Source organism: Streptomyces changchenzhani, assembly GCF_039766235.1.
Lineage (GTDB): Bacteria > Actinomycetota > Actinomycetes > Streptomycetales > Streptomycetaceae > Streptomyces.
Genome location: NZ_JBDHNH010000008.1, coordinates 194,907 through 212,961 on the forward strand (window position 1 = coordinate 194,907; position 18,055 = coordinate 212,961).

The window sequence follows — 18,055 nt, forward strand, 5'->3', positions numbered from 1 at the left end:
GAACTAGCGCCAACACCCATGGCGGCCATTCGGGTTAAGGGCCGTGTACACAACCCATCGACTCCGTCCCTGCCGGACGTAGCCGGATTCGAGGCTCCCCCGTCTTCGATTCGGAATCCCGGCAGGGGCGGTGAAAGCCCCCGGCTCGATCGCCAATAGCAGGAAGGCTTAGGGCGGCCGGGCGGGTCAGCAAGACGGCACGGGGACCGACTCCCCGCACGTACGGCGAAGGGATACGCACCATGACCGCAATCCCCGAATTCGAGTTCCACACGTCCAGCGCGTGCAAGTACGACAACAACAACAAGCTCTGCGTTGAGGTGGCGACCAACGTTCCTGACAAGGTGGCGGTCCGCAACTCCGTGACCGGTCAGACGGTCGAGTTCACGGCCGTTGAGTGGACCGACTTCCTGAGCGGTGCCAAGCTGGGAGAGTTCGACCTCTCGGCGTAGGAGTTGCTCATGATCCAGTGCCCGCATTGCGGCGGTAGTGCAGAGCAAGACCCGGAACACTCCGGCGTGATGCGCTGCTTGTCGTGCTGGGAGGTCTGGACGATGCCGAGCGAGTGGCGCTGTCCGGGCGTAGGCCGGGGGACGTTCGCCCCCGCTCTGCGGCTACTGGATGAGTACCGGCACCTGAACCGCTGAAGTCCCACCAACGCCCCGTCCGTCTGCTGTTCCCCCGTGGCAGATGGGCGGGGCTTCCTGCTGCGCTGACCTGGGGACATATCAAGTTGCAAGGGTGTAGGGTCCACCGGCTGCCGGTCGTAGCGGAACTCCCCGTCGTAATCGTCCTCCAGGACCAGGCCGCCGGTCGTCCGCGCCCAGTCCACCACCGCCGAGCGCCGCTCCGGGTGGAGCGGGACGCCCATCGGGAACTGGTGCGCGGCCGTCAGCAGCACCGCCCCGGCGCCCCGCAGCTCCACCAGCTCGTCGGTTCGTGAGCCGAGCGCGTCGAAGCCCAGCGGCGTGCTCCGCAGCCCGGCTTCCGCCAGCAGGTCCCAGTGGATGTCGAGGCCGTACGACTCCACGGCCACCTCCCGTACCCGCCGCTGCCGCAGCACCTTCGCGATGAGCATCAGCCCGTGCACGAAGCCGGAGCACACCACGATCCGCTCGGGGTCGGCGCGCACCCCGCGCGAGCGCGCCAGGTACCCGGCGAGCGCGTTACGCAGCTCCGAGCGCCCGCGCGCGTCGCCGAGCCCGAAGGCCTCGTTCGGCGCCTCGGTGAGGGCCCGCCTGGCCGCCTTCAGCCACTCGGCGCGCGGAAATGACGCGAGGTCGGGGGCGCCGGGCAGCAGGCTGTACGCCGCCCGGCCGGAGGTCGGCCGTCTGGGCGCGGCTGCGGGCACGGCCCGGCGCGGCACGGCCGACCGCTGCGCGACACGGGTGCCCGAGCCCTGCCGGGCGGTGAGCCAGCCCTCGGCGACCAGCTCGGCGTACGCGTCGGCGACGGTGTTGCGGGCCATGCCCAGGTCGGCGGCGAGCGAGCGGGAGGACGGCAGCCGGGTGCCGGGGGCCAGTCGGCCCGTACGGGCGGCTTCGCGCAGTGCGTTCATCAGGCCCGTACGCAGTCCGGGTCCTGCGAGGTCGACGTGCAGGTCGACGCCGGCGGCGACCTGGGCGGCCACTGCCGAAGTGGCCCAGGAATCAGTCACAGAAATGGACCATACCCGTGGGCTATCGCGCCCGTAGCGTCGTAGGCATGACGACCACCACGACAACCACCATGACGAACACGACGAACATGAAGGCAACCGCCCCCGAACACCCCGCCCGGCTGGAGATGGGCAAGCTGGCCCCCGAGGTATACAAAGCCATGGTCGCGCTCGACAGGGCGTCCAGGAAGGACGTCGACCCGGTCCTGGCCGAGCTGGTCAAGATCCGCGCCTCGCAGCTCAACCACTGCGCGTTCTGCATCGACATGCACAGCAAGGACGCCCTCGCGGCGGGCGAGTCCGCCGAGCGGATCATCCAGCTCAGCGCCTGGGAGGAGTCGCAGCACTTCTACACGGAGAAGGAGCTCGCGGCGCTCGCGCTGACCGAGGCCGTGACCGTACTGACCGACGGTTTTGTGCCCGACGAGGTCTTCGCGCGGGCCGCGAAGCAGTTCGACGAGACCGAGCTGGCCCAGCTGATCTCCGTGATCACGGTCATCAACGCCTGGAACCGCATCGCGGTGACCACCCGCATGGTCCCGGGCCACTACACGCCGAGCACGCCCAAGGGCTGACACACAGCGGTGCCGGGCGCCCCGTCCTGGGGCGCCCGGCACCGGCTGTTTGACGCGTACTACTTCTTGCGGAGCAAGGGACTACTTCTTCGGGAGCCAGGCTTCCCAGACGGCCTTGTTCTCCTTGACCCACTTCTCGGCCGCGTCCGGGCCGGTCAGCTTGTCCTTGGCGATCGACTTGGCGACGACGTTCTGCTGGTCGGTGGTCCACTCGAAGTTCTTGAGGAACTCGGCGGAGTCACCGCCGTCCTTCGCGAAGTCCGCGTTCAGGTACTTCTGCAGCGGGGTGTCGGCGTAGGCGCAGTTCGTCTTGGTCTCCGGGGCGTTGCAGCCTTCCTTGAACTCCGGCAGCTTCACCTCGACCAGGTCGATGTCGGCGTTCAGCCACTGCGGCTCCCACCAGTAGGTGATGAACGGCTTCTTGTCCTGGTACTTCTGCTGGATTTCCTTGATCTGGGCGGCCTCGTTGCCGGTCTCCTTGATGTGGAGATCGAGCTTGAGGTTCTTGATGAGGGGCTCGTCGTACGTCGTGTACGAAGGAGCCGCGCCCAGGAACTCGCCCTTGCCCTCGCCGCTGCCGGCGGTGGAGAAGTCCTTGGCGAGCTTGTTGATGCCCTTCCAGGTCTTGATCTCCGGGTTGGCGTCCGCGTAGTACTTCGGCACGAACCAGCCGATGTGGCCCTCGACGCCGAGGTCGCCGCCCTTGACGACGGTCTTCTTCTCGTCGATGTAGAGCTTGGCCTTCTTGGGCGCGCCGCCCCAGTCCTCCAGGATCGCGTCGGCCTTGCCGTTGTTCAGGGCGTCCCACGCGACCGGCTCGTCCAGCTGGAGGAGCTTGACCTTGACGTCCAGCTCCTTCTCCATGATCACCTTGGCGACCTCGGCGTTGGCGCGGGCGCCGACCCAGGACGGCACGGTGAGGGTGACCTCGTCGGAGGCCTCCTTCTTGGTCTCCGCGGCGCAGGAGCTGAGGGCGAGCATGCCGAGGATGCCGACTCCGGCGACGGAGGTATTACGTATCCGCTTGCTGAGCTTCACGAGAACGACTTCTTTCGTTGACAGAAGATCTTGAGAGAAAACTTTGGGGGCCCGAAGGCCGTGGGCCGGGTCAGACCTGGTCGCGCGCCTTCGCGGCGGCTCCGGTCTGGGTGATCCGGTCGAGCAGCAGACCGAGGCAGACGATCGCAAGGCCAGCGGTCATGCCGAGTCCCAGGTCGCCCTTGGCGAGGCCCTTGACCACGTCGACGCCGAGCGCGCCGCCGCCGATCATGCCGCCGATGACGACGAGCGCGAGGACCAGGACCACGCCCTGGTTGACGGCGAGTTGCAGTGCGGGGCGGGCCAGCGGCAGCTGCACCTGGAAGAGCTGCTGACGCGTATTGGCGCCGAGCGAGCGCGCCGCTTCGAGCGCCGCCGGGTCGACCTGCTTGATCCCCTGGGTGGTGATGCGTACGACGGCGGGCAGCGCATACACCACCGCCGCGCCGATGGCGGCCGTACGGCCGCCGCTGAACAGGGCGATCATCGGGATCAGATAGATGAACTGCGGCATCGTCTGCATGATGTCGAGCACCGGCCTGATGAGCCGCTCCGCGCGCTCCACGCGCGCGGCCAGCACACCGATCGCGAAGCCGAGCACCAGGGTCACCACGAGCGCGGCGATCACCTGGGAGAGCGTGTCCATCGAGCGGGTCCACAGACCCATCGCGCCGATGGCGCCCAGCGAGGCCACGACGGTGATCGCGGCGCGCCAGCGGCCCGCGAGGAAGCCGAGCACACCGGCGACCAGCACCAGCGACCACCACGGGGTGGTCTGGAGCAGATCGCGCACCGGGTTGATCACCCAGCTGGCGAAGCCTTCGGACCAGGTGAGGGTGCCGCCCAGGACGGGGACGCCGGAGCCGAGTTCGTCCTCGATGAAGTCGACCACGGTGTTGACCGGGCCACTGATCACGACGACCCAGCCCTCGGGCCACTCCTGCTTGCCGAGCGCCCGGCCGAGCAGGGCGCCGCCGACCGTGACGGCCGCCATGACCGGCCAGAGGATCCACGGCGTCTTGCGCTCGACGGCCGACGCGTCGTCCAGTTGCTCACCAGCCGCCGCGGTCGTCCGGTCCAGCCAGACGGCGATCAGGACGACGGCGATACCGGCAGGCAGCGCGAGGCCGACATCCACCGTGGAGAGCGCCTTGAAGATCTCGTCGCCGAGTCCCTCCGCGCCAATCATCGACGCGAGGACGACCATCGACAGACACATCATGATCGTCTGGTTGAGGCCGAGCAGCATCTGCTTACGGGCCAGCGGGAGCCGCGCCGTCAGCAGCTGCTGGCGGGCGTTCGCGCCGAGCGAGGCGGATGCCTCCAGCGCGGCGGCGTCCGCGCCGCGCAGGCCCAGCGAGGTGAGGCGGGCCATCGGCGGGGCGGCGTAAATCACCGTCGCGACGAACACCGACGGAGTGCCGATGTCGAAGAGCAGCACGAAGGGCAGCAGATACGAGAACGCCGGCAGCACCTGCATGGTGTCGAACACCGGGCGCAGCAGGCGCTCACAGCGGTCGGACAGTCCCGCGGCGAGGCCGAGCAGCGCTCCGACAATGGCCGCGGCGGTCACCGTGACGATCATCAGGGCCAGCGTCTCCATCGCCGGTTCCCACATGCCGAGCAGGCCGATCACCACGAAGGTGCCGAGCGCGGTGCCCGCGGTGCGCAGGGCGCGGCGGCGCAGTCCGGCGCCTCCCGCGTACCAGGCGACCAGCACGGCGGCGACGGTCACGCCGATGAAGCCGAGGCCTTCGAGCAGGCTGAGCACACCGTCGACGGAGCCTTCCGCCGAGTTGCTGATGTGCAGCAGGAAGTAGAGGAAGAGAGGGTGGGTGGTCCGGTTGTCGACCAGCCAGCGGTTCAGGTCGTCGAGCGGGGAGCGGATGTCGACGGTGAGGTCGGCGGGCCAGGCACCGGTGCCGGACGACAGGACCGCGCTGACGACCGCGACGAGCAGTACGGCGAGCAGCAGCATCGCCCGGGGGTTCCCGGCGATCCGGGCCAACGGGCCCGGGGCGCCGTTGAAGCCGTCGTTCTTCGCGGTATCGGCATTGTCGGTCGCGTCGCTCTTGTCGCTCTTGTCGTGCTTGTCGAGGACCGAATTCGGGGCGGCACTCATACGGCCGCCACCTCCTTGTCCTGCGTATCGCCGTTCGCCGTGTCGCCGTTCGCCGTGTCGTCGATACCTGCGACGACGGCGAGCAGCCGCTCGTGGTCGACGACGCCGATGGTACGTCCGGCGTCGACCACGCGGCAGTGGCCGCCACTGCGGGCGACGGCCTCGATCGCGTTGACGACGAGCGTGTCCGGGGTCAGCGCGGCGCCAGTCTCGGCCTCGCCGGCCTCGGCGGGCCGCATGGCGCGGCGTACGGAGATGACCTGCTCGCGCGGGACGTCGCGGACGAAGTCGCGTACGTAGTCGTCGGCCGGGTTGGAGACGATCTCCTCCGGCGTGCCGAGCTGAACGATGGCGCCGTTGCGCATCAGGGCGATGCGGTCGCCGAGGCGCAGTGCCTCGTTCAGGTCGTGGGTGATGAAGACCATCGTGCGGCCCTCTTCGCGGTGCAGGCGCATGACTTCTTCCTGCATGTCCCGCCTGATCAGCGGGTCGAGCGCGCTGAACGGCTCGTCGAAGAGGAGCACTTCGGGGTCGACGGCGAGGGCGCGGGCGAGGCCGACGCGCTGCTGCTGGCCGCCGGACAGCTGTCCGGGCCTGCGCAGCTCCATGCCTTCGAGGCCGACCTTGGTGACGATTTCCTGGGCCCTGGCGCGGCGCTCGCTGCGGCCCACGCCCTGGATCTCCAGGCCGTACGCGACATTGTCGAGGACGGTGCGGTGCGGCAGCAGGCCGAAGTGCTGGAAGACCATCGCGGCGCGGTGCTTGCGCAGTTCACGCAGCCGGTTCTTGTCCATGCCGATCACGTCTTCGCCGTCGAAGGCGAGGGATCCGGCGGTGGGCTCGATGAGCCGGGTCAGGCAGCGTACGAGCGTGGACTTGCCGGAGCCGGAGAGGCCCATGACGACGAAGACCTCACCCTTCTGCACATCGAAGCTCACGTCGCGCACGGCGGCGGTGCAGCCGGTGCGTGCGGTGAGCTCTTCGGCGGGCAGTTCGGCGAGCTCTTCGTTACCGGGTATGCGGTCGGCCTTCGGGCCGAAGACCTTCCACAGGTTGCGTACGGAGAAGACCGGTTCGGCGGCGGTCGCCTCGGCTTTCTTCGCGGCGCTCTGGTCGTCGTTCTGGTCGTCGTTCTGGTCGTCTTTGGTTCCGTCGTTCATGCCGTCGTTCATGCCGTCGATAATTTCGGTGCTCTTCTTGAGGTCGGTCATCACGCATCACCTCCCGGTGCAGTAGTTCCAGCAAGCATTTCGGCGCACTTCTCCCCGACCATCAGGACCCCGATCATCGGGTTCACAGCGGGCATCGTGGGGAAGACGGATGCGTCGGCGATACGGATGCCTTCGAGGCCGCGAATTTTCAAGTCCGGCGTCACTACGGCCAGTTCATCACCGGAAGCACCCATTCGGCAGGTCCCTGCCGGGTGGTAGACAGTGTGCGCGACCTTGCGCGCGTACTCGCTGATGTCCTCGTCGGACGTGACGTCGGGCCCCGGGCAGACCTCGCGCTTGAGCCAGCGGGCCAGCGGCTCGGCCTTGGCGATCTCCCGGGCGATCTTGATGCCGTCGACCAGGGTCCGGCCGTCGTAGTCGTCCTCGTCCGTGAAGTAACGGAAGTCGAGCGCGGGCTTGTCGGCCGGGTCCGCGCTGGTGAGGAACAACCGGCCACGGCTGCGCGCCTTCGGGATGTTCGGGGTCATCGACACCCCGTGCGCGGGGCGTTCGTAGCCCAGCCGCTCCGGATTATCGGTGAACGGAATTTGATAGAAGTGGAACATCAGGTCCGGGCCCTCGGACTCGGGGTCCCTGCGCACGAACAGACCCGCGTCGGAGTCCATCGCGGAGTTCTCCGGGATCGGCCCGTCCGTCTCCCAGACAATGACCGACTCGGGGTGATCGAGCAGGTTCTCGCCGACGCCCGGCAGGTCGAGGACCACGGGGATGCCGAGCGCTTCGAGGTCGGCGCGGGGGCCGATGCCGGAGTGCATGAGCAGCCGCGGGGTGTCCACCGCGCCCGCACAGACCAGGACTTCGCGGCTCGCCTCGACGAGGATCTCCTCGCCGTCCGCCGTCCTGACGTGCACACCGGTGGCACGGGCGCCGTCGAGCTCCAGCTTGTACGCCCAGGTCTCCAGCATGATGTGGAGGTTCGGCCGGTCCAGGAACGGGTGCAGATACGCGACCGACGCGGACGAGCGCTTGTTGTTCTCCGGGTGGTACGCGAGGTCGAAGAAGCCGACGCCCTCGTGGAAAGGCTTCTTGTTGAAGCCTTCGACGCGCGGCACGTCGAGTGCGGCCTGCGCCGCGTCGACGAAGTCGCGGGCGATGGCGTTACGGTCCTTCTCGTCGACCGGCACGATGTTGTTGCGCAGCTTGTGGAAGTACGGGCCCATGGCCGCGGCGTCCCAGCCGTCGGCCCCGGCCGCCGCCCACTCGTCCCAGTCGGAGGGCAGCGGCTGGAACGCGATGAGCGTGTTGTGCGAGGAGCAGCCGCCCAGCACGCGGGCGCGGCTGTGGCGGATGTGGGAGTTGCCGCGGGGCTGCTCGGTGGTGGGGTAGTCGTAGTCGAGCTCCCCGCCGAGCAGGCCCATCCAGCGGCGCAGGGTGAGGACTTCCGGCCGGTCGACGTCGGAGGGGCCGCCCTCGATGACGGCGACGCGGACGGAGGGGTCCTCGGTGAGACGGGATGCGATCACCGATCCTGCGGTGCCGCCCCCGACGACGACGTAGTCGTATACGGGCATGGGTTGCTGCTCCTCTTTCTGTGCGGCCGCCACGATCGCGGCCGGTCCAGCGTGTCCAGCGTTTTTCAGCGTTTTTCAGCCCGCCCCGACAAATTCAGCCCGTCCGGCGTTTGAGGACTTCGGGAAGGGGCGGGTAGGGGGAAACCTCAGCCCGCGAACCAGCGCACCGGCCGCGGATCCAGGTTCTGGTAGATGTGCTTCGCCTCGCGATACTCCGCGAGCCCGGCAGGACCCAGTTCGCGCCCGACGCCCGACTTCCCGAAACCGCCCCACTCCGCCTGCGGCAGGTAGGGATGGAAGTCGTTGATCCACACCGTCCCGTGCCGCAGCCGCCCCGCGACGCGCCGCGCACGCCCCGCGTCCGCAGTCCAGACGCCGCCGGCGAGCCCGTACTCGGTGTCGTTGGCAAGCGTGACAGCCTCGTCCTCGGTGCGGAAGGTCTCCACCGTCAGGACGGGGCCGAAGACCTCTTCGCGTACGACGCGCATCTCGCGGTGGCACTGGTCGAGGACGGTCGGCGCATAGAAGTAGCCCTCGGCGGGGCGTACGTCGGACGGCTCGGGGCGGGCGCCGCCGGAGCGGAGCACCGCGCCTTCCTCCAGTGCGGAGGCGACGTACATCTCGGTCTTCGCCAACTGCTGCGCGGAGACGAGCGGTCCGCACTCGATGCCGTCGGCGGTGCCGCGGCCGAGGCGGATCTTTGCTGCGCGGCGGGCGAGTTCGGCGACGAAGCGCTCGCGCACCGACTCCTCGATGATGAGGCGCGAGCCGGCCGAGCAGACCTGGCCGCTGTGGATGAAGGCGGCGTTCAGTGCCTGGTCGACGGCGGTGTCGAAGCCTTCCTCGGTGGCGCAGGCGTCGGCGAAGACGACGTTGGGGTTTTTGCCGCCGAGTTCGAGCGCGACCTTCTTGACGGTGACGGCCGCGGCCTGCATCACCTTGATGCCGCTGGTGAGTCCGCCGGTGAACGACACGAGGTCGACGTCGGGGTGCTCGGACATCCGCGCGCCGACGGGGTCGCCCGCGCCGGTCACCAGGTTGGCGACACCGGCCGGCAAGCCGGCCTCGACCAGCAGCTCGATGAGCGCGACGGTCGTCAGCGGGGTGACCTCGCTGGGCTTGATCACAAATGTATTGCCCGCGGCGAGGGCCGGGGCAATCTTCCAACTCGCCTGCAACAGCGGATAGTTCCAGGGGGCGATGAGCGAACAGACACCGACCGGTTCGTGTACGACGACGCTGTGGATCTCGGGAGAACCGGCGTCCACCACGCGCCCACCGCTCTCGTTCATCACGAGGTCGGCGAAGTAGCGGAAGGCGTCGCTCACGCAGTCGACGTCGACCCGGCCCTCTTCGAGGGTCTTGCCGGCGTCGCGGCTCTCAAGAAGCCCGATTTCCTCGCGGTCCCGCTCCAGCAGATCGGCGACGCGGCGCAGCAGCGCGGCACGCTCGGCCACCGGGGTGCGGGGCCACTCGCCCTCGTCGAACGCGGTACGGGCGGCTGCCACTGCGGCATCAACGTCCGCGACCCCGCCTTCGGCGACAACGGCGAACGGCATGGCGTCCGCGGGGTCGAGGATGTCACGCGTGGCGCCGGAGGCGGCTGCTTGCCACTTCCCGCCCACATGGATGGTCTTTTGTGCCGACACGTCGCGTTATGCCTTCCGTTCCCGATTTATTCCCGGCCGATTCCTGACTGGCAAGAACCAGCAACCAGGCCCCCTCCCCCCGGGGGCGGAAACCATGCGCAACTCATGGCCGAAAGTGCCCCGCATCACGCGACATTAGGGAACTTAAGTGTCAAATAGGGGCGAAACGAGCAACTGCGGAAGCCGTCACAGGCATCGTCACAGACCGTCACCTTCCTCACCGAGCTCATCCTGCACTCGCAACCCCGCCACCCACAGAGGCAACAAGAAGTGCAGAACAAGGAGCGAGACCAGCACGGGAGCAACGAGCCCCTCGACCTGTATCTCCCCCATCCACCCTGCCGCAGCGGCACCAAGAGCGCCGACGAACAGCACCCGGGTCATCAGGCGGTGCGCGAGGGTGTGCACGCGATCACGCTCGGCGAGCTGACGCTCGTCCAGTACGTGGTGGCGCAGCTCCAGCAGGCCACGCGTGGCGCTGTTGAGCACGCCGGTCAGGAGGACCCAGGGGACGAGCGCCACGATCGTGGGGGCGAGTGCCCACGTCCGGCCGTCGAAGACCAGCGCGATCCAGGAAGCCACCATGACGACGGTCAGCACGATGTGCGCGCCCACGACGAGCCGCCGCCGGGTGGCGGTGGCGTGCATGGCCTTGCCCTCTTCGCGGTTCATCAACGCGAACATGGCCCGGTCGTAACGCACCCCCCGCGTCGCCTGCCCGTCCGCCTGCCCATCGACCCGCTGCTCTGTGGTCCTCATGACTGCTTCCTCCCGTAGACCTCGTCGGTGAGCGACGGCATCGGCCGCAGGGAGAACAGCGCCTCCACAGGCAGCTCGAAGAACTCGGCGATCTTCAGGGCGAGATCGAGACTCGGGTTGTACTGCCCGCGCTCGATGTACCCGATGGTCTGGTAATGCGCCCCGACCGCCTCGGCGAGAGCCTGACGGGACACCTTGCGCTCCGCCCGGACGATCGCCAGCCTGTTGTGCACCTGCTCGCTCATGTATAAGAAGTACTACATCGTGACGAGTGACTGCAACCCTTACGGGCTCGATGCCGTAGAGGTTCTCCAGCAGGGCGGGAGTGCCGGGGTCGGCGGTGAGCAGGTGCCGGGCCTCGATCAGAACGGCGAGGCGGGCGGGTGCCGTTGAGCGGATCGCCCTCGCGGTGCACAGCGGCGCGCGGCGCTCTCGCGGCCTCTGTGGCAACTTCCGTTCACAGAAGCGTGTGCCCGTGGCGGTGGCCGATCTCAGGCGCGGCGGGCCCGCCAGAGCCATGCTGCCGTGCCGGTCAGCAGAGCGACCGTTGCCAGGTTGGCCAGGAGGGCCGGGGTGTCGCCCGCCGGGGCGTCGCTGGACCATATCCAGATGCTGATGGCGACGGTCGGCAGGACGGCGGCAAGCAGTACGCCGGTGGTCTTCTGGACGGCGGCCCAGTGCACTGAGGTGCAGAGAAGTACCGCGCCGATGACGCGGAACAAGGTGCTGCAGAACTGTGCGGCGGGGATGTCGGGGAGGAACGTCGCGACGAGGAAGGGGAGGGTGAGCATCAGGAGCGGGACCAGGGGGTGCACCTTGCCGCGCCGGGCGGGTGCACCGGCACCGCTCCGGGCCGGGGCCCCGGTGGCCCCGATCCCTGCCTCGGCCAGCGCCGTCGCCGCGATCGTGCGGGGGTCCCCCAGCTCCGCCAGGACCGCGCCGATCGCGGCATCGGGGCGTTCGGCGCGCGTCACCTCGATGTGTTCGGCGAGGTCGGCGAGGAGTTCCTGGCGACGGTCGGCGGGGAGCGCGGAGGCCTCGCGCTCGACGGCGGAGAGGTAGTCGCGTACAGGGTCGGCAGAGGTCTTCATGCGAGGTCTCCCGTGGAGGGGTGCGGAGTGGTCAGGAAGGCGTCGACGGCGTTGCGGAAGCCGGGCCAGACGCGGGTGAACTCGTCGAGCGCGGCCCGGCCGCTGTCGGTGAGCGCGTAGTAGCGACGGGGCGGTCCGGAGGCGGACTCCTGCCACGTCGTGGTGACCAGGTCGTCGCGGCGGAGCCGGGAGAGCAGCGGGTAGACCGTGCCCTGGCTGGTGGCCAGGGCACCGGAGTCCTCCAAGGCACGGAGGAGTTCCACGCCGTAGCAGGGGCGGTCCCGCATCAGGGCGAGTACGCAGTACTCCAGGACCCCCTTGCGCAGCTGGGCGGCTGCCCGGGCCTGCTTGGTCGAATCACCTGGTTCCATGCGATGCAAGATACCTGGTGAGGCAAGTGGATGGAAGGGGGACCCCGGCCAGGCGCATCACGTCGTAGCCGGCATCCATCACCACCAGCACGTCCCGGTCTCCGTGTTGCCACTGGCCCGGCCGACAGGGCACGGATACGTGGAACGCACCCGATGCGGCGAGCACCCGACGAGTGACACGGAGAGCATGCGCTGACCGGTCAGCCACCAGCCGCCCACCACGTCGCCGCCGTCGGCCACGCACGCACCGACGGCGGCGATCCGCGCGTCGAGCACGTCACGGTCGAACGCCGACACGAACGCCCCCGCATGCGGCCGGACTTGACCACCGAACCACCGGGCGGCCTCCTCCCCGTCCGACCAGCTCCCCTGCACGAACGACGCCGGCTTGAGGAGCCACTGGGCGACCTCCAGCGGCGGCACCGGACTGGACCGGAAATCGGGATGTACGTCCCTCCGGACCCCGTCCCGGTGAAGCTCGAAGCCGCTGCCGAGCCAGCTGTAGCCGTGATGATGCCGGTGCACTGCCTTCTCCGTCCGGAGCAGGACGACGGAACGGCCGGAGCCGCCCCGTCGTCACCTGGTGATGGCCGCGATCGTCGATTTCGGGCTTACGTGGGCTACTTGCGGCCGCAGCCGCCGCCGTCGCCGCAGCCCCCGTTGTCGTTGCCGCCCTGGCCGTCGTCGTCCTCCGGGTCGGCCTTGACCGTGCAGGGCAGTTCGCGCATGGTGACCTCCAGTGCGCTGCTCGGCGCGAGGCGCGTCCCCGCGCCGCCGTGCGCTTGCACTGGGCCCGCCTGATGGGCCCGCCCCACCCCGGCCGGATGTCCTTGGCCGGTACGCCGGCCGGTGGCGGGGAGCTTCCGGAACCCTGCCGATCCGCTCAGCCGGACCGCCCTCGGCGCAACGCGTCCGCGAGCGCGCCAGCAGGCGTCAGGGCGGCGGGGACGCGGGCCGCGTGCGCGGGACAGGCGTAGATGTTGCGCCCGGGGCCACTCGCGGCGTGGACCTCGTCCACGAGGACGGGCGAGTCGGTGAGGGTGCCGCACTTGTGGCAGTACTGAGGGGTCATGAACAGGCCTCCGCAACGGTGTCGAATCACGTTGCGAGGAGCATCGCCCTAGCGAAAGGTGCAGCTCAAGCAGCTTGCAGACGCTTGCAGATGTTCATCCGGTGGCACCAATCGCTTGCGCGATCAAGGCACGAGCCTGCTTTCCGTAGCAGGCCATTGCAGCGAGTTGCGCGAACATGCGCGTGTAGGTGGCCACTTCGGTCGGCTGCTTCACCGTCACCTGCGCGGTGGCCAGCTCGATGAGAACCTGCTCGTCGTCGAAGACCCAGAAGCCTTCCAGGGGCCACATGACACGGTCGGCGGACATGGGAATGATCCCCAAGCTGACCTGCGGAAGCGAAGCCACCTTCAGGAGATGCCCGAGTTGGGCCGCCATGACATCAGCGTCGCCAAACCGCGAATGCAGCGCCGTCTCCTCCAGCAGGATTCCGAAGCGCCGGGAGGCGTCGTACAGGACCTGTTGTCGTTCGATGCGTGCCGCTACTGCCTCTTCCAGGTCATCCGGAATGTCTCCGAACGCGATGATGCGGCTCATGATCACGCGGGCGTAGTCGGCAGTCTGCACGAGACCAGGAATGACACCGGGCTCGTAGATGCGGAAGTGGCGGGTGCGCTGGTAGAGGGGAACATGCGCCTCCTGGACAGGCCGCAGTCCCCTCCCGTCCACCCGACGCCACTCGACGTACAGCCCCTCGATGTTGTGAGACGTCGAGACCAGATCCGCGAACGCCTCAGGGACGCCGCACAGGAGCGCGTACTGGCGCAGGTCCCCGTCGGCCGGCGCCGTGAGGCCGTTCTCTATGCGGGATGCCTTCGACTCACTCCAGCCGGCACGAGCCGCGAACGCCCGTGCCGTCTCGAAGCCGGCCTGCTTGCGCATCTCCCGGAGGCGGTTGCCCAGCGTTCTGCGGGCTTCTCGAACTGCCGAGGAAGGAGACGATGCCACTGGTCAGGAAGAAATCTTGTAATCCTCGTGCGGGACCGCGCGTTCCCATACCGCCTCGAACGCGCTCGTGCAGAGCTCAAGCACCTTGGGGTCCGTCGAGAACTCCATCCTGTCCTCAGCACTCTCCCCGTCGCCGGTGAAGTGGAGGATCAGAACGAGCTCGTTGTCGAACACCCAGAAGTCATTACCCGGAAAGGCGATGTCCGTTGCCCTCCGGCGTGGAAGCCAGCGAATCTTCTCCCCAGCCTCGACGTTGGCGGCCGAGTAGTGGTGCTCGAACTTGATGTAGTCGGACTCCGGAACCGAGAACACCCGAGCACGACGGATCTCGACACCACGATTCGTCGCGTCACGAACCCAACTGAGCCACCTCTGGAACGAAGCGTCGTTGCTCGTCAGGTCCTCGCTTCGAGTACCTGCTTGCCACGCGACGTAGTCCGGGTCGGACGTCATGTAGCTGTCACGCATCTCAAGGTGGATCGCCGAGTGACGTGCCGAGGCGAGCAGTTCCTCAAACGTCGGTGGCTTCGTCACGCTTCATCTCCTCAAAGAACTGGACCATGCGACGCGGGATCTCGACAACCGTCTCATGACCCGGGATGTCCATCTGCCCCAGGCGCTCCTGGTCAAGCACTTTCCACCCCTGGACCAGATAGTTGTCCGTCTGGTCATCCAGATAGACAGTGGGTGAGCCATCCACCTTGCTCTCCGGGTCTTTGCCCAGCTTACGCAGTGCCATGTCTTCTCCTTCATCGGAATACTGACGACCTGCACTTGCGAGGATGCAGCCAACTCGCGTTGCAACGAGGGGGCCTTGCACCAACTTGCAGCGATTTAAGGTTCGGGGGCATGCGTCCGTTGGGGAGACTTGCGCCATGACTACACCCAGCAACCAGCACACATCATGGGATCAGGAGCTTCGCTCCGGCACCGCCCCCGTTCAGGACGCGTTTCTGGAATTGGTGCGTAGGACAAGGGATTCCCGCCACTACTGCCCCTCCCTGATCTGGGGAAATCTCCAGACAGCGGACTACGCACGAGCGGTCCTCGGGCACGTGGTGAGCTTCCGCGAGATCCCCGACGACGTGGAAGCGGGCGTCGCCAAGCGGTCCGCGCGAGCGAAGTTCATCGGGCAGGGGGGCCGCACGTACCACGCTCTGCTCGGCGAGCAAGCCCTGCGCACCAACCTCGGCGGTGCCGACGTGATGTGCGGCCAACTCACGCACCTTCGCGACGCGCTCGATCTGGCCGGGCTCAAGCTGGGCATCATCCCGTCGCGAGCGGAACTCGCCCTGTACCCCGGCCACTCGTTCTCCATCTTCGACGGCGATCAGGTGATGGTGGAGACCTTCTCCGCCGCGCTGACCATCACCGACAAGGCCGAGGTGGCCATCTACGAGAAGGCCTTCGCCCTGCTGGAGCAATCGACGGTCTACGGGCAGCAGGCGCGCGACCTCATCGAGGCGGAGCTTCGCGCCCTGGGCTGATGGCCTGGCCACTCGTCGCGTGTGTCTGGGCTGTCGCCGACAGTTCCTCCCAGTGGTGGATCAACGCCCGGCACACGCCCGCGAGTTGCTCCGCCCGGTACGCCGGTCCGATCCCCGCCGTCGCCCCCGCGCGCAGCTTGCGGCGGGCCTCGGCGACCGAGGCCAGGGCCAGGCAGCGGCCCTGCTCGCCCTGCGGCAGGCCCAGCGCCAGCGCTTCAACCTCCGGGGCGAGCAGCCCGATGTGTGTACGCAGCAGCAGGATGGTGTCCTCGACCGTCTCAACTCGCTGCTCATCAGGGCCACTTCGTTCGTGTGGGATTTCCTCGTTCATGTCTCGAATGTGCCCTGCTCAGGGCTAGCTTTACGAGCCTGACGCGGCGTACGGGCCTGCTGTACGGGCCCTCGCCAATTCCGTACGAAACGGCGAGGGAGTGTCGGCGTGACCGACCATCGCAACAACCAGAACCAGAACCAGTACGACGAGAACGTCCCCGTGAGCCTGCGCATCCTCAGCACCCAGATGCGCGCCCTACGGGAGGGCGCGGAGCTGACTCAACGGGAGCTGGGTGACCGGGCCGGGTTCTCGGAGTCCCAGATCGGGAGTGTGGAGCAGGGGCGCCGGCCGCTGCGGATGGACCTGGCGGAGCAGCTGGAGAAGGTCTTCAAGGTGCCGAAGGTCTTCACGTCCGTCGTGAACGAGCAGCTCAAGGAGCCGCATCCATCGTGGTTCCAGCCGTTCGCGGATGCGGAAGCGGACGCGGTTGCGTTGTCCACGTACCGCACTCACCTCATCCATGGCCTGCTTCAGACTGAGGAGTACTCGCGAGCTGTCCATCTCGCCTACCGACCTGCGGTGGACGACGAGGAGATCGAACGCCGGGTGACTGCGCGACTGGGACGACAGAGCCTCCTCACCCGCACACCGATCCCCTCCCTGAGCTTCATCCTGGAAGAGATCGTCCTGCGCCGCCCGATTGGGGGCCATGCGGTAATGCGCCGCCAATTGAGCCACTTGTTGGAGGTGAGCCGCTCGCGGCACATCGAGATCCAGGTGATGCCAACGGATCGCCCCAACCATGCAGGCCTGGGAGGACCATTCACACTCGTCGAGGCATCGGATCAGCACGTCTCCGCGTACCTCGAAGTGCAGGACAACGGCCAGCTGATCACCAATGTCCGCACAATCAGTCAGCTCGCCAGACGGTATGGAATCCTCCAGAGTCAGGCCCTTTCCTCCGAGGAATCGGCTGACTTCATCGAGCAGTTGGCGAGGGGAGACCGATGAGCACTCCGACTTGGTTCAAGTCCAGTTATAGCGGTGGAGGCGGCGAGGACTGCATCGAAGTCGCCGTCCACCCCACCACCATCCACATCCGCGACTCCAAGAACACCCCCGACACCGGCCCCATACTCGACGTCTCCCCCGCCCCCTGGGCGGACTTCGTCGCGTACGCGTCCGGGCAGGTCAGCGCGTAGACCCCCAGGTCCCACCGGATCGCGGTCCCCGCGACCCGGTGGGCCGCGACGCGACAGGGCCCGACGTCCCTAAAGGAATGGCGTAAGGAACTCTCAAACCTCCCCTCCAACTCCCCATGTCACCCGATCAGGTGACGGGGTGGCATATTCGGGGAGAAGAGCGGTACGTTCGCGGCACAACAGCAAACAGAAACGGCCCCCGGCGGGACGCCAATCCCGGACCGAGGGCCTGTTCATCAGGAAGAGAAGAGCTTCCCAATGACTTCAGCGCAGTCTATCCCCGCGCCCCCTTCCGGCGGCGGCGTGACGCATGTCCGGCACCGGCACGAGTCGCACTTCACCGTCGTCGGCAACCACCTCGCCCAGCACCCCACCCTCTCCGCCACCGCGATCGGCATCGCGGTCCGCATCCAGTCGCTGCCCGACGGCGCGAAGGTCGGCATCAAGGCGCTGGCCGCGCACTTCCCGGAGAGCGAGTACCGAATCGCCGCCGCCCTCAAGGAACTTGAGGCCGCCGGGTATCTGAGCCGCTCCAGGCACCGCACCGCAGGTCAGCGGATCGTCACCAGGACGACGTACTACGAACGGCCTGGCACGAACGTCAACGCTCCCGTGCGGCGGGTCAGTCTCGTCAAGCGTCCGCGCCCACGGCCCGTGGATCTGCTGCTGCACCGGCCTGCCGTGGATCTGCTCTCCGGGCTGCGCCTACGCGACCCTCGACTGACGCTCTCCGTACGGGACATCGCCGCCCTCGCGCCGGACGTCAGCTCCTGGCTGGCGAGCGACGTACCGGCCTCGCAGGTGACCCACATGCTGACCTCGCGGCTGCCCGACGGGCCGATCCACCGGCCTGTACGGCTGCTCACGTACCGGCTTCACGAGGCGCCGCCGCCCGTGCCCGCACCGGCGCCGCAGGTCGCTCGGGTGACCGTTGCGCCCATGCAGAACTGCGACGGGTGCGACCGGGGCTTCAGGTCCCACGAGCCCGGTCACTGCGGTGACTGCGCGGCGGGTGGGCCGGGCGCCGTCGCCTGACGCACGCCGCCCCCGGCGGCCAGTCGATCGGCTG

General features: G+C 68.0%; 23 protein-coding genes and 1 pseudogene. 7 read left to right on the plus strand and 17 right to left on the minus strand.

The genetic code is table 11. The features are described from left to right. The first annotated feature begins 242 nt into the window (after nucleotides 1-242). Complete coding sequence (locus tag ABCR94_RS24970; protein WP_347122270.1) at nucleotides 243-452, plus strand: DUF397 domain-containing protein; 210 nt, start codon at nucleotides 243-245, stop codon at nucleotides 450-452. A 299-nt stretch (nucleotides 453-751) separates the two neighbouring features. Here the strand turns inward: ABCR94_RS24970 and ABCR94_RS24975 are convergent. Further along, nucleotides 752-1,657: pseudogene (locus ABCR94_RS24975) on the minus strand (aminotransferase-like domain-containing protein); the annotation flags it as partial. A gap of 47 nt (nucleotides 1,658-1,704) precedes the next feature. Here ABCR94_RS24975 and ABCR94_RS24980 point away from each other — a divergent pair. Then, complete coding sequence (locus ABCR94_RS24980) at nucleotides 1,705-2,232, plus strand: carboxymuconolactone decarboxylase family protein (protein WP_347122271.1); 528 nt, start codon at nucleotides 1,705-1,707, stop codon at nucleotides 2,230-2,232. An 81-nt stretch (nucleotides 2,233-2,313) separates the two neighbouring features. Here ABCR94_RS24980 and ABCR94_RS24985 read toward each other — a convergent pair whose 3' ends face one another. The 7 genes from ABCR94_RS24985 to ABCR94_RS25015 all read right to left on the minus strand — a co-directional run bounded on the left by ABCR94_RS24985 (nucleotide 2,314) and on the right by ABCR94_RS25015 (nucleotide 10,788). Then, entirely contained in the window at nucleotides 2,314-3,270 is a 957-nt protein-coding gene (locus ABCR94_RS24985) for a glycine betaine ABC transporter substrate-binding protein (RefSeq protein ID WP_347122272.1), read from the minus strand. 70 nt (nucleotides 3,271-3,340) lie between these two features. Continuing rightward, nucleotides 3,341-5,392, minus strand: coding sequence for an ABC transporter permease (locus ABCR94_RS24990; protein WP_347122273.1), 2,052 nt, complete (start codon nucleotides 5,390-5,392; stop codon nucleotides 3,341-3,343). Then, on the minus strand, nucleotides 5,389-6,552 hold the full coding sequence (locus tag ABCR94_RS24995; protein WP_521977852.1) for a quaternary amine ABC transporter ATP-binding protein: 1,164 nt from the start codon (nucleotides 6,550-6,552) through the stop codon (nucleotides 5,389-5,391). Before ABCR94_RS24995 ends, ABCR94_RS24990 begins: the two co-directional genes overlap by 4 nt. A 50-nt stretch (nucleotides 6,553-6,602) precedes the next feature. Further along, complete coding sequence (locus ABCR94_RS25000) at nucleotides 6,603-8,135, minus strand: GMC family oxidoreductase (protein WP_347122275.1); 1,533 nt, start codon at nucleotides 8,133-8,135, stop codon at nucleotides 6,603-6,605. 146 nt (nucleotides 8,136-8,281) lie between these two features. Further along, nucleotides 8,282-9,784 (minus strand): aldehyde dehydrogenase family protein, encoded by a 1,503-nt coding sequence (locus tag ABCR94_RS25005; protein WP_347122276.1) that lies wholly within the window; start codon nucleotides 9,782-9,784, stop codon nucleotides 8,282-8,284. A 198-nt stretch (nucleotides 9,785-9,982) separates the two neighbouring features. Then, on the minus strand, nucleotides 9,983-10,543 hold the full coding sequence (locus ABCR94_RS25010) for a hypothetical protein (protein ID WP_347122277.1): 561 nt from the start codon (nucleotides 10,541-10,543) through the stop codon (nucleotides 9,983-9,985). Beyond that, nucleotides 10,540-10,788: a helix-turn-helix transcriptional regulator gene (locus tag ABCR94_RS25015; protein ID WP_347122278.1), complete on the minus strand. Its 249-nt coding sequence runs from the start codon at nucleotides 10,786-10,788 to the stop codon at nucleotides 10,540-10,542. The genes ABCR94_RS25010 and ABCR94_RS25015 overlap by 4 nt, the downstream gene beginning before the upstream one ends. Between ABCR94_RS25015 and ABCR94_RS25020 the strand changes: the two genes are divergently transcribed. Continuing rightward, nucleotides 10,787-10,936, plus strand: a complete 150-nt coding sequence (locus ABCR94_RS25020; protein ID WP_347122279.1) for a hypothetical protein — start codon at nucleotides 10,787-10,789, stop codon at nucleotides 10,934-10,936. The two genes, ABCR94_RS25015 and ABCR94_RS25020, sit on opposite strands and share 2 nt — an antisense overlap. Before the next feature lie 98 nt (nucleotides 10,937-11,034). Here ABCR94_RS25020 and ABCR94_RS25025 read toward each other — a convergent pair whose 3' ends face one another. The 8 genes from ABCR94_RS25025 to ABCR94_RS25060 form a co-directional block, all read right to left on the minus strand. Continuing rightward, nucleotides 11,035-11,634: an HAAS signaling domain-containing protein gene (locus ABCR94_RS25025; RefSeq protein ID WP_347122280.1), complete on the minus strand. Its 600-nt coding sequence runs from the start codon at nucleotides 11,632-11,634 to the stop codon at nucleotides 11,035-11,037. After that, nucleotides 11,631-12,005 carry a PadR family transcriptional regulator gene (locus ABCR94_RS25030; protein WP_347122281.1) on the minus strand — a complete coding sequence of 125 codons (375 nt, stop codon included), beginning with the start codon at nucleotides 12,003-12,005 and terminating at the stop codon, nucleotides 11,631-11,633. The genes ABCR94_RS25025 and ABCR94_RS25030 overlap by 4 nt, the downstream gene beginning before the upstream one ends. Before the next feature lie 78 nt (nucleotides 12,006-12,083). Next, nucleotides 12,084-12,530: a hypothetical protein gene (locus ABCR94_RS25035; protein WP_347122282.1), complete on the minus strand. Its 447-nt coding sequence runs from the start codon at nucleotides 12,528-12,530 to the stop codon at nucleotides 12,084-12,086. A gap of 95 nt (nucleotides 12,531-12,625) precedes the next feature. Further along, entirely contained in the window at nucleotides 12,626-12,793 is a 168-nt protein-coding gene (locus ABCR94_RS25040) for a hypothetical protein (protein ID WP_347122283.1), read from the minus strand. Between the two features lie 95 nt (nucleotides 12,794-12,888). Continuing rightward, nucleotides 12,889-13,077 (minus strand): hypothetical protein, encoded by a 189-nt coding sequence (locus ABCR94_RS25045; protein ID WP_347122284.1) that lies wholly within the window; start codon nucleotides 13,075-13,077, stop codon nucleotides 12,889-12,891. A 94-nt stretch (nucleotides 13,078-13,171) separates the two neighbouring features. Continuing rightward, nucleotides 13,172-14,023, minus strand: a complete 852-nt coding sequence (locus tag ABCR94_RS25050) for a helix-turn-helix domain-containing protein (RefSeq protein ID WP_347122285.1) — start codon at nucleotides 14,021-14,023, stop codon at nucleotides 13,172-13,174. Between the two features lie 3 nt (nucleotides 14,024-14,026). Then, complete coding sequence (locus ABCR94_RS25055; protein WP_347122286.1) at nucleotides 14,027-14,557, minus strand: DUF6879 family protein; 531 nt, start codon at nucleotides 14,555-14,557, stop codon at nucleotides 14,027-14,029. Beyond that, a complete protein-coding gene (locus ABCR94_RS25060; RefSeq protein WP_347122287.1) occupies nucleotides 14,535-14,762 on the minus strand; it encodes a hypothetical protein in 228 nt (75 codons plus the stop codon). The genes ABCR94_RS25055 and ABCR94_RS25060 overlap by 23 nt, the downstream gene beginning before the upstream one ends. 136 nt (nucleotides 14,763-14,898) lie before the next feature. Between ABCR94_RS25060 and ABCR94_RS25065 the strand changes: the two genes are divergently transcribed. Further along, nucleotides 14,899-15,510 (plus strand): DUF5753 domain-containing protein, encoded by a 612-nt coding sequence (locus tag ABCR94_RS25065; RefSeq protein WP_347122288.1) that lies wholly within the window; start codon nucleotides 14,899-14,901, stop codon nucleotides 15,508-15,510. On the opposite strand, the gene ABCR94_RS25070 is transcribed toward ABCR94_RS25065, so the two are convergent. After that, entirely contained in the window at nucleotides 15,479-15,841 is a 363-nt protein-coding gene (locus ABCR94_RS25070; protein WP_347122289.1) for a DUF6415 family natural product biosynthesis protein, read from the minus strand. The two genes, ABCR94_RS25065 and ABCR94_RS25070, sit on opposite strands and share 32 nt — an antisense overlap. A gap of 108 nt (nucleotides 15,842-15,949) precedes the next feature. On the opposite strand from ABCR94_RS25070, the gene ABCR94_RS25075 reads away from it, so the two are divergent. The 3 genes from ABCR94_RS25075 to ABCR94_RS25085 all read left to right on the plus strand — a co-directional run bounded on the left by ABCR94_RS25075 (nucleotide 15,950) and on the right by ABCR94_RS25085 (nucleotide 18,021). Next, on the plus strand, nucleotides 15,950-16,795 hold the full coding sequence (locus ABCR94_RS25075) for a helix-turn-helix domain-containing protein (RefSeq protein WP_347122290.1): 846 nt from the start codon (nucleotides 15,950-15,952) through the stop codon (nucleotides 16,793-16,795). After that, nucleotides 16,792-16,986: a DUF397 domain-containing protein gene (locus ABCR94_RS25080; RefSeq protein ID WP_347122291.1), complete on the plus strand. Its 195-nt coding sequence runs from the start codon at nucleotides 16,792-16,794 to the stop codon at nucleotides 16,984-16,986. The genes ABCR94_RS25075 and ABCR94_RS25080 overlap by 4 nt, the downstream gene beginning before the upstream one ends. A gap of 258 nt (nucleotides 16,987-17,244) precedes the next feature. After that, nucleotides 17,245-18,021 (plus strand): helix-turn-helix domain-containing protein, encoded by a 777-nt coding sequence (locus tag ABCR94_RS25085; RefSeq protein WP_347122292.1) that lies wholly within the window; start codon nucleotides 17,245-17,247, stop codon nucleotides 18,019-18,021. The last annotated feature ends 34 nt before the right edge of the window (nucleotides 18,022-18,055 follow it).

What these genes read in the sequence shown, in the direction of transcription:
- ABCR94_RS25030 (WP_347122281.1), bottom strand. Translation starts at nt 12,005, where the DNA reads ATGGAACCAGGTGATTCGACCAAGCAGGCCCGGGCAGCCGCCCAGCTG.
- ABCR94_RS25070 (WP_347122289.1), bottom strand. Translation starts at nt 15,841, where the DNA reads ATGAACGAGGAAATCCCACACGAACGAAGTGGCCCTGATGAGCAGCGA.
- ABCR94_RS24995 (WP_521977852.1), bottom strand. Translation starts at nt 6,552, where the DNA reads ATGAACGACGGAACCAAAGACGACCAGAACGACGACCAGAACGACGAC.
- ABCR94_RS25065 (WP_347122288.1), top strand. Translation starts at nt 14,899, where the DNA reads ATGACTACACCCAGCAACCAGCACACATCATGGGATCAGGAGCTTCGC.
- ABCR94_RS25000 (WP_347122275.1), bottom strand. Translation starts at nt 8,135, where the DNA reads ATGCCCGTATACGACTACGTCGTCGTCGGGGGCGGCACCGCAGGATCG.
- ABCR94_RS25015 (WP_347122278.1), bottom strand. Translation starts at nt 10,788, where the DNA reads ATGAGCGAGCAGGTGCACAACAGGCTGGCGATCGTCCGGGCGGAGCGC.
- ABCR94_RS25060 (WP_347122287.1), bottom strand. Translation starts at nt 14,762, where the DNA reads ATGGCACTGCGTAAGCTGGGCAAAGACCCGGAGAGCAAGGTGGATGGC.
- ABCR94_RS25080 (WP_347122291.1), top strand. Translation starts at nt 16,792, where the DNA reads ATGAGCACTCCGACTTGGTTCAAGTCCAGTTATAGCGGTGGAGGCGGC.
- ABCR94_RS25020 (WP_347122279.1), top strand. Translation starts at nt 10,787, where the DNA reads ATGTATAAGAAGTACTACATCGTGACGAGTGACTGCAACCCTTACGGG.
- ABCR94_RS25025 (WP_347122280.1), bottom strand. Translation starts at nt 11,634, where the DNA reads ATGAAGACCTCTGCCGACCCTGTACGCGACTACCTCTCCGCCGTCGAG.
- ABCR94_RS24990 (WP_347122273.1), bottom strand. Translation starts at nt 5,392, where the DNA reads ATGAGTGCCGCCCCGAATTCGGTCCTCGACAAGCACGACAAGAGCGAC.
- ABCR94_RS25010 (WP_347122277.1), bottom strand. Translation starts at nt 10,543, where the DNA reads ATGAGGACCACAGAGCAGCGGGTCGATGGGCAGGCGGACGGGCAGGCG.
- ABCR94_RS25045 (WP_347122284.1), bottom strand. Translation starts at nt 13,077, where the DNA reads ATGACCCCTCAGTACTGCCACAAGTGCGGCACCCTCACCGACTCGCCC.
- ABCR94_RS25085 (WP_347122292.1), top strand. Translation starts at nt 17,245, where the DNA reads ATGACTTCAGCGCAGTCTATCCCCGCGCCCCCTTCCGGCGGCGGCGTG.
- ABCR94_RS24980 (WP_347122271.1), top strand. Translation starts at nt 1,705, where the DNA reads ATGACGACCACCACGACAACCACCATGACGAACACGACGAACATGAAG.
- ABCR94_RS24970 (WP_347122270.1), top strand. Translation starts at nt 243, where the DNA reads ATGACCGCAATCCCCGAATTCGAGTTCCACACGTCCAGCGCGTGCAAG.